The sequence below is a fragment of the Dyadobacter sp. CECT 9275 genome (assembly GCF_907164905.1).
Taxonomy (GTDB): Bacteria; Bacteroidota; Bacteroidia; order Cytophagales; family Spirosomataceae; genus Dyadobacter; species Dyadobacter helix.
In genome coordinates, this window is record NZ_CAJRAF010000002.1 from 2,433,892 (window position 1) to 2,446,527 (window position 12,636).

Annotated in this window: 11 protein-coding genes; 4 read left to right on the forward strand and 7 right to left on the reverse strand. The window is 49.1% G+C overall.

The features are described from left to right. Positions 1–2 precede the first annotated feature (2 nt). From KOE27_RS17885 to KOE27_RS17900, 4 genes are all read right to left on the reverse strand, one after another. The gene (locus KOE27_RS17885) at positions 3–566 is read right to left on the reverse strand and encodes a YeeE/YedE family protein (protein WP_215240184.1); all 564 of its coding nucleotides are present in this window, start codon (positions 564–566) and stop codon (positions 3–5) included. A 15-nt stretch (positions 567–581) separates the two neighbouring features. Continuing rightward, positions 582–890 carry a rhodanese-like domain-containing protein gene (locus tag KOE27_RS17890; RefSeq protein ID WP_215240185.1) on the reverse strand — a complete coding sequence of 103 codons (309 nt, stop codon included), beginning with the start codon at positions 888–890 and terminating at the stop codon, positions 582–584. A 9-nt stretch (positions 891–899) separates the two neighbouring features. Beyond that, the gene (locus KOE27_RS17895) at positions 900–2,321 is read right to left on the reverse strand and encodes an MBL fold metallo-hydrolase (protein WP_215240186.1); all 1,422 of its coding nucleotides are present in this window, start codon (positions 2,319–2,321) and stop codon (positions 900–902) included. 161 nt (positions 2,322–2,482) lie between these two features. Next, on the reverse strand, positions 2,483–3,286 hold the full coding sequence (locus tag KOE27_RS17900) for a sulfite exporter TauE/SafE family protein (RefSeq protein ID WP_215240187.1): 804 nt from the start codon (positions 3,284–3,286) through the stop codon (positions 2,483–2,485). Positions 3,287–3,482: 196 nt separating this feature from the next. Here KOE27_RS17900 and KOE27_RS17905 point away from each other — a divergent pair, with 196 nt between their 5' ends. Then, positions 3,483–4,136: a Crp/Fnr family transcriptional regulator gene (locus tag KOE27_RS17905; RefSeq protein WP_215240188.1), complete on the forward strand. Its 654-nt coding sequence runs from the start codon at positions 3,483–3,485 to the stop codon at positions 4,134–4,136. Between the two features lie 75 nt (positions 4,137–4,211). Here KOE27_RS17905 and KOE27_RS17910 read toward each other — a convergent pair whose 3' ends face one another. Genes KOE27_RS17910 through KOE27_RS17920 form a run of 3 tightly spaced genes read right to left on the reverse strand, consistent with a single transcriptional unit; the run spans position 4,212 to position 6,673 of the window. Continuing rightward, on the reverse strand, positions 4,212–4,595 hold the full coding sequence (locus KOE27_RS17910; protein ID WP_215240189.1) for a YidH family protein: 384 nt from the start codon (positions 4,593–4,595) through the stop codon (positions 4,212–4,214). Between the two features lie 27 nt (positions 4,596–4,622). After that, complete coding sequence (locus KOE27_RS17915) at positions 4,623–5,999, reverse strand: sensor histidine kinase (RefSeq protein WP_215240190.1); 1,377 nt, start codon at positions 5,997–5,999, stop codon at positions 4,623–4,625. Continuing rightward, a complete protein-coding gene (locus KOE27_RS17920) occupies positions 5,996–6,673 on the reverse strand; it encodes a response regulator transcription factor (RefSeq protein WP_215240191.1) in 678 nt (225 codons plus the stop codon). Before KOE27_RS17920 ends, KOE27_RS17915 begins: the two co-directional genes overlap by 4 nt. Before the next feature lie 206 nt (positions 6,674–6,879). On the opposite strand from KOE27_RS17920, the gene KOE27_RS17925 reads away from it, so the two are divergent. Genes KOE27_RS17925 through KOE27_RS17935 form a run of 3 tightly spaced genes read left to right on the forward strand, consistent with a single transcriptional unit; the run spans position 6,880 to position 12,570 of the window. Next, a complete protein-coding gene (locus KOE27_RS17925; RefSeq protein ID WP_215240192.1) occupies positions 6,880–8,259 on the forward strand; it encodes a TolC family protein in 1,380 nt (459 codons plus the stop codon). Positions 8,260–8,279: 20 nt separating this feature from the next. Further along, complete coding sequence (locus KOE27_RS17930) at positions 8,280–11,486, forward strand: efflux RND transporter permease subunit (RefSeq protein WP_215240193.1); 3,207 nt, start codon at positions 8,280–8,282, stop codon at positions 11,484–11,486. Further along, positions 11,467–12,570, forward strand: coding sequence for an efflux RND transporter periplasmic adaptor subunit (locus KOE27_RS17935; RefSeq protein WP_215240194.1), 1,104 nt, complete (start codon positions 11,467–11,469; stop codon positions 12,568–12,570). The genes KOE27_RS17930 and KOE27_RS17935 overlap by 20 nt, the downstream gene beginning before the upstream one ends. Positions 12,571–12,636: the final 66 nt, after the last annotated feature.

Here is a 12,636-nt window from a genome sequence, read left to right on the forward strand (position 1 = left end):
GCCTAAAGCATGAGTATCAAAGGTAAAATCCAGTTTGCCATGACAAATCCGCCGATCATAAAACAGATTGTCGCCACCAACGAAGGCCATTGTAAGGTAGAAAGCCCCATGATGGCATGCCCGCTGGTGCATCCGCCTGCATAACGCGCGCCAAAACCTACCAGAAATCCGCCTCCCACCATCATGATAAATCCCGGAACGGTCAGAAGCTTGTCCCAACTAACCAGTTCAACCGGCACCAGCGATGAAAAATCCGAAATACCATATACGCTGAGCTCTTTCACCAGGTACGGATTCAGCTGCATGGGCGCCGGATTGGACAGGAAGATCACGGCCATCACACCTCCGAAAAAGATACCTGATACAAAAAACAGGTTCCACAATTCTTTTTTCCAGTTGTATTTAAAAAACGGAATTTCCCCAGGGAGGCACATCGCACAGACGTGCCTGAGCGATGATGAAATCCCAAATGATTTGTTGCCCAATATCAACAGGGCAGGCACTGTAAGCCCAATCAGCGGCCCGGCCACGTACCATGGCCAGGGCTGTTTTATTACTTCCATCATACTTTCAGAATATCCTTATTGAATTTTTCTCCTGAGATTTTCCCAGGCCCCGCCGTTATACACCGTAACTCCGGCATTTCTTAAGATACCTGCCGCCATGGCGCTGCGTGTGCCGCTCCGGCAACAGGTTATCACTGGTTTCCCATCTTTTTGGAGCGATGCCACTTTGGCATTGATTGCATCCAGCGGAATATTGATACTGCCTTCGACATGCCCGGATGCGAATTCCTGTGGGCTTCGCACATCCACAATGCGCGCTCCCTGGTCCACCAGGCTTTTAAAATCGGTTTTATCACTTCCAAATAATGCTGATATAATTCCCATGATCTTGTGTTACAAAAGTGTACTTGGACATACGTAATTACTCACTTCAAACTTTCCTGACGCTTTAATCGACTTAAAACCGCCCTGCACATCAATCAGGTTATCGTAGCCCCTTGCTTTCAGGATGGAGTTGAAAATCATGGACCGGTATCCGCCCGCACAATGCACCAGGTAGGTTTTGTTTTTATCAATTTTTGCCAGATTATCATTGAGGTAGTCGAGCGGTACGTTTTCTGCACCGATCACATGCTCGGAAGCAAACTCACTGGCTTTGCGTACATCCAGTACCACCATGCCCGGGTTCTCCTCCAATAACCCGCTCATTTGATCCACGCTCACCGATTCGATCCGATCAATCTCTTTTCCGGCTTTCAGCCAGGTTTCCATTCCACCCTTCAAAAACCCAATCGTATGGTCATAGCCCACACGGGCCAGTCGGGTCACCACTTCCTCTTCCCTTCCCGCGTCGGTGATCAGCAGAATCTTCTGTTTGATGTCCGGGATAAGTGTTCCCACCCAGGGCGCAAAACTTCCGTCGATTCCGATGTTAATAGAATTGGGAATAAATCCTTTTGCAAAAACAGCCGCATCCCGGGTGTCCAGCATCACCGCGTCAGTTTCATTGGCCGCGGCTTCGAAAGCCGCTGCGCCCAATGCGTGCGTACCCCGTTCCACTACCGTGTCAATACTTTCGTATCCCCTGATATTCATCATCACATTTTCCGGAAAATAAGCCGGTGGCGGCATCAGGCCATCGGTTACCTCCTTTACAAATTCCTCCTTGGTCATGTCGGCCCGCAGTGCATAGTTGAACATCTTCTGGTTTCCCAAAGTATCAGTCGTTTCCTTACTCATATTTTTGCCGCAGGCACTTCCGGCACCATGAGCAGGATATACAATAATGTCATTCGCCAGCGGCATAATTTTGTCACGCAAGGAGTCAAAAAGATGTTCGGCCAGTTTTTGTTGTGTCAGCTCGGCTGACACCTTCTGGGCAAGGTCAGGACGGCCGACATCCCCTATGAACAATGTGTCTCCGGTAAAAATGGCTACCTCCTTTCCGTTCTCATCCGTTAACAGATAACAACTGCTTTCCATGGTATGTCCTGGTGTATGCAGTACCTTAATGGTTACCCCACCCACCTGAAGCACCTGACCATCTTCGGCTACAAGCGCATCGAAACCAGGTTTGGCGGTCGGTCCGAATACGATCTGAGCTCCGGTTTTTTCAGCAAGGTCAATATGCCCTGACACAAAATCAGCGTGAAAGTGCGTTTCGAGCACATACTTGATGGTAGCGCCGTCTTTTGCAGCGCGATTGATGTAAGGTTCAACTTCACGAAGCGGGTCAATGACAACCGCCTCTCCGTTACTCTCGATATAATACGCGCCCTGGGCAAGGCAGCCGGTATAGATTTGTTCTAGTTTCATGTTTGTTTTATAGCTAAATGTTCTTGGTTAAACTGATGATACAAAATTCAGGATGTTTAACTGGTTGGTCAGTGATATTTGTCACTCAGAAAAAAGAAATACAAAAAAATGAGAGGTACTCAAAGAAATAAAAATAAAACCCGTTGTCACTCCGTCCGGACTTAACCTACTGCCACCATCAGTTCCTTTGCAATGATAAAAGCGCCCATAACCAGCACAAACCAGCCAAATGCTTTTTTCAATGCTGCAGCATCCACCTTCCTGGCCATCATACCTCCTATCAGGATGCCTGTCATGGCAATCGCTGTAATTTTCAGCAGAAAAACCCAGTCGATCACGAAATGCCCCAAATCGCCCGCGAAACCGATCAGGGAGTTCAGTGCGATAATCAGCAGGGAAGTTCCTACTGCTTCTTTCATGGGCATGCCCAGAACAAGAACCAGGGTGGGAATCAAAAGAAAACCTCCGCCGGCTCCGAGGATGCCCGTCGTCAGACCGATGCCGACTCCGCTCAGTAACATTCTGATCATGTTTCCCTTCAGATCACATTCAAGGCAACCTGGCTTTCTTTCCTTGCTTCTGATCATGCCCACAGATGCCGCCACCATTAACACTGCGAAAAGGAACATCGTCAGAACAGGCTCGGTGATATGGAAACCTCCGATTTTGAAAAGATCCTTAGGTATCAACGGAATCAGAAATTTGCGGGTCAGGAAAACGGTTGTAATGGATGTACTCCCAAACAGAAGTGCTGTCTTGATATTCACCGTACCTTTCCGGTAATTACCATAGGCCCCCACCAGACTGGTTGAACCCACGATGAAAAGAGAATAAGATGTTGATACTATTGGGCTGATCCCGAACATATAGACCAGCACAGGAACGGTGAGTATGGACCCGCCGCCACCAATCAGGCCGAGCGAGATACCGATAAAAACCGAGGCTATGTATGCTATGATTTCCATTTTTTATCAATTAATACACAAAAATCGGAAGCGTCCAGCGCCCGGAAAGTGATAAAAGTCACACAACGTCAACAAAAACATTTTGATTTTCGCACCAATATCCACCCACTCGCCGACCAATAAAAAACATAACCGGAACCTTTTTGAAAAGGGTTTGATTGAAGTCAATGCGGCCAGCAAGTAATCAGTTTATCTTATGATGGAAAGTATTTCGTATTACCTGGACAGGGTCTTCCCCGATTTTGAACCCGAACTGAAACAACGTTTGACAAAGGATTGTATTCTGAAAACCATACCGGCCGACGAAGTCATCATGCGTACCGGACAGTATATCAAGCATACCTTGCTCATCGGAAGTGGCAGGGTAAAACTTTACCGGCAAGGTGATGACGGTGAAGAGGCGTTCATTTATTACCTGGAACCGGGCAATGCCTGTGCGCTTTCCATGATCTGCAATACAAAACAGGAAGCCAGCGAAATTATGGCCAAAACGGTGGAAGATACGGTAGCGATCATGATACCTATCCAGATGATGGACGAACTGATGCAGCAATATAAAACCTGGTATTATTTTGTGATCGCCAACTACCGCGCCCGCTTCGAGGAACTGCTGGTCGTTTTTGACAACGTGGTTTTCAGAGGTATGGACGAAAGACTCGAATTTTACCTGAAAAAACAGTTTGAAAATAGCAGGAATCAGATTCTGTCCATCACCCATCAGGAAATTGCCAATGACCTGAACACATCACGCGAAGTGATATCCAGATTGTTGAAAAAAATGGAACAGGATAAAAAAATCAGACTGCTGAGGAACAATATTGAATGGCTTTCATCAGGAAAACCGGGATAACCACGTCGTGAGGCAGACTTGCCAGGTCTTCCTGACTTGGCAAGTCTCTTGGTAAAACTGCCCGGTTTGCCTGTTTCAAATGCTCCGCAGCAGATACGCAATGAGTAACATACCGATCAGCAAAATCACACCTGTTAAAAGACTGGTGAGCAGGGTCGACGGACGGTAATTACCGCTTCTGAGCAACTGGTCGGTTTTTCGGTACTGCCAGAAAGCTAATGAAATGGCAAGCACCCCGAATGCGACCAGTAAAATCCCTATGATGGCTGAATAGCCATGTGAAGGCATATTGACCTTGGTCCCAAGCACAAAACCGACCTGCTTCACGAAAAGGGAGAACTTCACTACAACAAATCCAAATGCCATAATCCCGATGCCAGTCCTGACCCAGGCCAGATACGTCCTTTCATTGGCAAGGTGGTCATTCGCCTTAAAATCGACTTTGTCGTTTTGATCCATATAGCAAGAATTAAAGGGTTGATCCGGTTAAATAACGGAAACAGATAATGTGGGCAAAAGTATGCCAACGGTAGTACCCTGCCCGGTTACAGAATGTATCGTAAGCTGCCCCTGATGCATATCTATGATCTTTCGGGCAATGGTAAGCCCCAATCCAAAACCGGGCAGATTACCCACATTGGCGGCTCGCATCATCGGCAGAAAAACATCGTTTAGCTGACCAGCCGGAATGCCAATACCCTGATCGATCACTTTGATCATCACCAGGTTGAGATCAAAGTCAACAATGAGCACAACCGGCTTATTTGCCGAATACTTACTTGCGTTTTCGAGAATGTTATTCAGGACGGTGCGAAGCAATGTTGCATTTCCCATGATCCTGATCGCCGGCGAATTTTCAGTAAAACTGTCGGTAAGTTGCAGTTCAATATGCTGTCCTGGATGTTTTTCACCAAAATACGTCATTGTATCCAGCACGGTGTCCACAATATTAATGTCCTCCCGGAGCTGCCCCGCCTGCAGGCCCTCCACTTCGGCCAGGTGCAAAAGCGAATTGGCCAGATCAATGGCTCCCTCCAGACGCACTAGTGCCTTTTCCATACTCTGTCTGGTATCAGCCAGGTTTTGATCATAAGCCAGAGAAGTTTCCAAAACTCCCTTTACAACGGTCAGTGGTGTGCGGATTTCGTGGGAAGCGTATGAGACAAAATGTTCCTGACTCATCGCCAAAGCTTGCAGCCGCGCCAGCAGCTCATTGAACGAGCTGGCCAGATAAGCCGCTTCGTCCCCCTTGGCCTCGGTGGAGAGGCGAAAAGAGAAGTCGTTCGCAGCCGTCGGGTTCATTTGTCCGATCAGTTCATCGAATGGCCGCAACGCTCGTTGCGCAAACCAGAATCCTGCGAAAGCGACAACGACCAGCAGGATGACATTACCGGAAATGAGTATAAAAAGCAGGCTTTCACTGGCTTGCCGGCCAGTAAGATCATACGCGGTTACTACCGAAACATAATGTCGCCCGTTTATTTTGAAGGATAACGCAACGCCTTCTTTGGGAGCATTCCAGGGCTTTGCGTAATACTGAAAATAAACCTCCTTCTTCCGCGCCTCTACCAGCAGCTTGGGGGTCAGTTTGAAATGATCCTTCCATGACGAACTGTACAGAAGTTTATCCTGGTCGTCATACAGGGACTGGTGTTGCTCAGGAAGGGTAAGATAACTTGAGCGGTGAAATTCCTGCCGGTTCTGAAAAAAAAGCTGCCCCGCCAGCGCACGTCTTTGCAGCCGGTTCCGCATGAGAGATTTCCTGTAGGATTCGTAATTGTGGTATATAAAAACAGAAAACAAAAGAAGTAACGCGGCCACCAGAATGCCGAAACCAAAGGTTATTTTCCGTTTGATGCTCATGGCTCAGCCCCGATCATGTAGCCGACACCAAAAACTGTGTGAAGCAGCCGTGGTTCAAACCGGTCGATTTTTCTGCGTAAATAGTTGACATACACATCGACCACATTCGTATTAGTGTTAAAATGCACATCCCAGACATTTTCAAGTAAGTCTACCCTGTTGATTACCTTCCCCTGATTAAGCATCAGATATTCCAGCAATGCATACTCACGTGCAGTGAGTTCAATCCGCTGCCCGGCCCGCCATACTTTATGAGAATCAGTTTCTATGGCGAGGTCCAGCAGCTCCAGGCGTTTGGGTCTTGGGGCCCGCGAGGGATGCCTTCTGGCCAGTGCTTTCAGCCTGAACAGCAACTCTTTAAATGCAAAAGGTTTGGACAGATAATCGTCGGCACCGGCCTCAAATCCCAGTACCTTGTTCTCAAGACTTCCCAGGGCGGTCAGCATGATGACAGGTATAGCGGGCCAGTTTTGTTTGATAAAACGACAGAGATCAAACCCATTCATCCCGGGAAGGTTCACGTCCAGAATCACTACATCAAAGCGGTGTTCGTTCACCATGCTCCTTCCGATCACGCCATCGAAAGCCAGGGAGACTCCGATCCCTTCCGACAGCAGCCCCTTTTGAATGAACTGGGTTAATTCAACGTCATCTTCAACGACTAAAACATTCATAGATTTTGCTGATCATGTTGGCTTCACGGTTGTAAAATTAAGCAACCGGGCGCGAACACCTGCCTCAACCCCCTCTTCTAATCACATTTTAATAACCCTCTAACCACCCTCTAACCGGATGCCTGTTTACTTTGAGCTTTGGGGCAGGCGACTGACCAGAATACCTGCCACGCAATGAATGTCCGAGAGAAACCAGTAACGAGATCATGATCAGATTATCACGCCTTTTGATAGGTATTTTTGTTATTTTAACACAACCTAATGCCCTTTTTGCTCAGACAATTAGCATGGAAGAGGCAATTCACTCGACCCTGGCCAATCACCCGTCAATGGCAGTGGTACAGGCCGCGCTGGAAGCCGTCCGTACGAATGCTCAGGTCATCAAAGACAACCGGCAACCCAACCTTCGCCTCCACGATCAGATTAATATCGGCACCGCAAATGGTCTTTCGGGATCTTATTTTTCAATGGGTCTCATTGTTCCTACTTCCGGAGGCCGGCGCCCGGAGAACAGCATGGAACTGGCCTCAGGCAATATTGCTCTGGCAACCGCAGACTGGGAGGTATTCAATTTCGGAAGATTTCAGGCAGAAGACCGTTTGGCACGGACAGATATTATGGTAAGTGAGGCAGCCGTAGAAAATGAAACCTATAACATCCGGCTGGCCGTTATCAATACCTACCTGGATGCCTTATGGCTCAAACAAACCCTGAAAATCGAAGAGCGCAACCTGGCCCGTGTGGATACGGTTCGTCGCATCATCACCAATCTCGTGCATAATGGAATACGTCCTGGTCTTGATTCCTCACTGGCTTCGGTGGAATTCTCCCGTGCCAAACTCAATTATTTCCAAATGCAGGAAGAGCTTCAGCGCGCCATAATCAAACTGGCGACGCTTACCGGCCGCCCAGTGAATCTTGCGGCTATTGACACTACTTTTCATCAGCAAGTACTTCTGATGCAGCCGGTTGACACCAAACTTAAAGCAGATCACCCGTTACTTCGGTATCGGACCAATCTGATCAACCGGCAGACAACTGAAATTGATCTGATCAGAAAATCCGCATTACCGAGGGTATCACTGCTTACCTCAGCCTGGGCACGTGGCACAAGCCTGGACATCGACAACAATTTTGGTCCGCTTGGATCGGGGTTTGGATACAGCCGGACGAATTTTCTGGTCGGTGTTGCTGCAACGGTTAACCTCACCGACTTTCACCGGATAAAAAGCCGCTCGCAACTGCAACAGTGGCGTATCAAACAAGCCCAAAGCCAATTGGCAGTAGAGCAATTCCAGTTACAAAATACGCTTACAACCTCAGATTCAGTGATGGCAACGGTCAGGATGGCGCTCCTGGAATTGCCTACCGCCCTCAATTCTGCAGACCGGGCTTTTCAGCAGCGGCTCTCACTTTACAATAACGGGATAGAAAACATTCTTGGCCTGACGGACGCCTTACAACTTCTTACCACAGTGGAAAAACAGGTGGTGAATGTCCAGCGAAGAGCTGTCAACGTCAGGCTGCAAAGAGCTTACGCAACCGGCGATTTTGAAGACTTTTTCTCTCTGTTCCGACGCCAATAATTCCTTTACCCAACAGACCTATGTTATCAATCTCATTAAAACGGCCGATTTCAATCCTGGTACTGGTTGCCGGGCTGATCGTTTTCTCGGTCATGTCCGCAACACGGATACCCATCGACATTTTCCCGCGACTTAATTCGCCCGTGATTTACGTGATCGAGCCCTATGGGGGTATGTCGCCCGCGCAGATGGAAGGTTTTTTTGCCACCCGTATGCAGGATCAGTTCCTGTACATTGGCGGAATCAAAGAAATTTCCAGCCGGAGCGTGCAAGGGCTGACGGTGGTAAAGCTGGCTTTCTACGAAGGCAGCGACATGGCACAGGCTGCGGCCGAAGTGGCCATTCAGGTGAACAGGGCCATGAAATTTTTCCCACCCGGCGCCTTACCTCCGCAGGTGGTCCGGTACGATGCCTCTTCTGTACCGATCGGGGATTTGGTGTTCAGCAGCAAAACGCGCTCGCTGAAAGAAATCCACGAACTGGCCGTAACCAGGATCAGGCCTTTGTTTTCAACCGTACCAGGCCTCACCGCGCCGCCGCCCATTGGTACCAATTCCAGAACGGTGGTGATCAACCTGGACCCTCAAAAAGCGCGCAGCCTGAACATATCTCCCGATGAAGTAGTGGAAGCCCTTGCGGCCAACAATGCCATGACCCCATCGGGAAATATCCGCATCGGCGATAAATCCTTTATCACAACGCTCAATTCCCTTGAGGAGCAGGTAGCTGACTTCAATCAGATCCCTGTAACGACCTCGGGGCACCGGACGGTATTTTTAAAAGATCTTGCCAATATACAGGATGGCTCGGACGTCACCGCCGGTTATGCAATAGTCAATGGCAGCCGCTCTTCCTATATACCGGTCGTAAAAACGGCAGACGCCTCCACCTGGGACGTTGTCACCGCTCTAAAAGCCAAACTGCCCGAAATGAAGAGTTTATTACCGGACGACATCGAAGTTAACTACGAGTTCGACCAGTCTGTTTTTGTGATCAATGCCGTTAAAAGTCTGCTTTTCGAAGGAGGTCTCGGGGCCATCCTGACGGGGCTGATGGTACTGTTGTTTCTGGGCGACTGGCGGTCATCCGTAATTGTGATCATCACCATTCCCGTTTCGATTATTGCTGCTGTATTATTTCTAAGCCTGGCCGGGCAGACGATCAACATCATGACCCTGTCGGGATTGGCACTGGCCATTGGTGTACTGGTGGATCAGGCAACGGTGACAATCGAAAATATTCACCAGCACCTGGAAATGGGCAAGCCCAAAAAACAGGCGATCTATGATGCCTGCCAGGAAGTTGCTTTGCCTTTGCTGCTGATCCTGCTTTGTATCATCGCCGTATTTGCCCCCTCTTTTATCATGAGTGGCGTGCCGAGGGCTATGTTTCTCCCGCTATCCCTGTCGATTGGCTTTGCTATGACGGTGTCCTATTTTCTTGCGCAGAGCCTTGTGCCTATACTGGCCAACTGGATGCTCAAAGAGCATCAGGAAACAATCCATACCAGCGAGGCACCCAAATCTCCAACACGCTTCGACCGTGTCCGCGAAGGCTTCATGAGACAGAACCGTAGATTATTGCGGAGTAACCGTTTGATCGTTGTGGTGTATCTGATCCTAATCTTCGCACTGGCAGGAGCTGGTTTTATGCTGATAGGGAAAGACATGCTCCCGCAACTGAATTCCGGACAAATGGTAATCCGTCTCAAAACGCCCGACGGAACCCGCCTGGAAAGAACGGAAGAAAAAGTCAACGAACTGATTACACTCGTGGACGAGGTTGCGGAGGGTCATCTGGCGGTTTCGTCGGCCTATGTGGGCGTTGTCCCTACCAACTATGCCACCACCAACCTGTATGTGAGTACGAGCGGATCGAATGACGCGGTCATTAAAGTGGGGCTGGACCGTGATTACCATACCAATATGCAAGATCTTAAAGAAAGAATCCGCGACGCGGTCAAAGAGCAAATGCCGGAAGCCACTTTGTCCTTCGAACCAGCCGACCTGACGGAGAAATTAATGAGCGGAGGTGCATTTACACCGATCGAAGTGCAGGTGGCAGGCCGGGATATGAAACAGATCGAAACCTATGCCAACAAATTGGTAAATGGTTTGTCCGCCATAGATCACCTCCGCGATGTACGCATTGTTCAGCCGCTGAAATTTCCGGTGATCAACATCAAACTGGATCGTCAGAAACTTGCCGTCATGGGACTCAATTTACAGCAGGCCGCACGTTCGATCACCGCATCGACTTCTTCCAGCCGCTTTACGGAGAAAAATCAGTGGCTTGATCAGAAGGCTGCCTACACCTATCAGGTACAGGTGCAGATACCTGAGTTTGCTATGCGGAATCTTTCGCAGTTACAGGAAATCCCCCTGGTAGCAGGGCAGGTCAGACCGGTGTTGGCCGACGTAGCAACTTTTTCAATTGACACGCTTCCCGGGGAATATGCCCGTCTCGGCCCTCGGCGTTTTGTAACGGTTTCGGCCAATCTTCATCATACGGACTTGGGTACGGCAACAAGTGCTGTGGAAAAGGTGATCGCCGGGCTTGGTGAAACCCCCAAGGGACTGATCACCCAGGTGAAAGGAATGTCTTCGTTACTTACTGAAACCCTGGATAGCCTGCAGCTCGGGCTTGGCATTGCGATCATCGTCATTTTTCTTTTGCTCGCCGCCAATTACCAGTCCATGAAATTGTCGCTGGTCATTCTTTCGACCGTGCCCGCGGTGATCGTAGGTTCGATCACTCTTTTGCTTTTGACGGGAAGTACCCTCAACCTGCAATCTTACATGGGCATCATCATGTCCACCGGAATCTCGGTTGCCAATGCGATCCTGATCGTCACCAATGCCGAACGGCTCCGCTGGGAATACCGTGACGTTGGCCGCGCCGCCTTGGATAGCGCCGGGCTTCGCCTGCGCCCCGTACTGATGACCAGCTTTGCCATGATTGCCGGTATGGTCCCAATGGCCTTGGGGACCGGAGAAGCCGGTGAGCAGGTGGCCCCTCTGGGCCGTGCTGTCATCGGTGGATTAATTGCGTCCACACTGGCTGCACTTTACATCGTCCCTCAGGTTTACGTATGGCTGCAAGGCAAAACTGCTTTTGAAGACCCTTCACTTTTACCTGATCCGGCTCAAGTACCTCACATCAGCGTTCATTCCAATGGAACCTCTTATCCCGATCAATCGTCAAACTATGAAAAACATACTATTTAGTGGCTTGTCAGTGGCTCTAAGTTTAGCCTTTTTTTCCTCCTGTTCCTCATCGGAATCGGCTGAAAACGCTTCAAAAAATAAGAAAAAGAAATTTACACCCACCTATCAGTTTGGCACGGTTTCAAGCCAGAAGGTAGGGCAGGAAATCCAGTTACCAGGGGAATTCCAGCCGTTTCAGGAAGTGAGTATCTACCCGAAAGCGGATGGTTTTGTTGAGAAAGTACTGGTAGACCGGGGATCCAACGTTCGGAAAGGCCAGGTGCTGATGGTACTGGAGGCCCCCGAAACAGAAGAGCAACTCGTTGCCGCAAGGTCCAATTACCTCAAAGCACAGGCTATGCTGGTGGGGAGTAAGGAACATTACCGTAGGCTGGTATCCGGCAGCAAAATTTCCGGGTCAGTATCGGCACTAGATCTGGAAAGTGCAAAAGCACGTATGATGGCCGACAGCGCCGCTGCCATGGGCGAACAGGCGAATTTTGGCGCCCTGACCAAAATTAAGTCCTATCTCGTGGTTCGTGCACCATTCGACGGCGTAATCACAGAACGGAACGTGCATCCCGGTGCACTGGTAGGGTCGGGTGTGAGACTGTCGGGCCCCATGCTCATGCTTCAGCAGCAAAACCGCCTCAGACTCGTCGTTGACATTCCGGAAACGTACAGCCTGGGTGTTAAAAATGGCAAAGAGGTGACGTTTGAAGTCAATGCCATGCCAGGCAAAAAATTCCATGGAAAAATCAGCCGCCGTTCAGGCAATATGAGCGAAAAATTCCGTTCCGAAACGGTTGAAATTGACGTGGACAACGCCGGAAAAATACTTAAACCTGGCATGTTCGCTGAAATAAGCATGGCTTCCGATGGTACGGCAGGTGCTTTGGCAGTTCCAGGTTCGGCCATTCTCACATCAACAGAAAGACAATATGTGGTACGGGTACAAAATGGTGTTGCGGAATACGTAGAAGTTAAAACAGGGCAGCAGTCCGATACGCTGACGGAGGTTTTTGGTAATCTGCATGTGGGTGACAAGATCGTTACCAACCCAAGAAATGACCTTAAAAACGGGGCTAAACTTGCGGTAAAATAACATAATTCAAGTATTTTGTTAAGCCAAAGGGCAATCTATTCTCCGATTTGGGAAGTAATAGTTTGC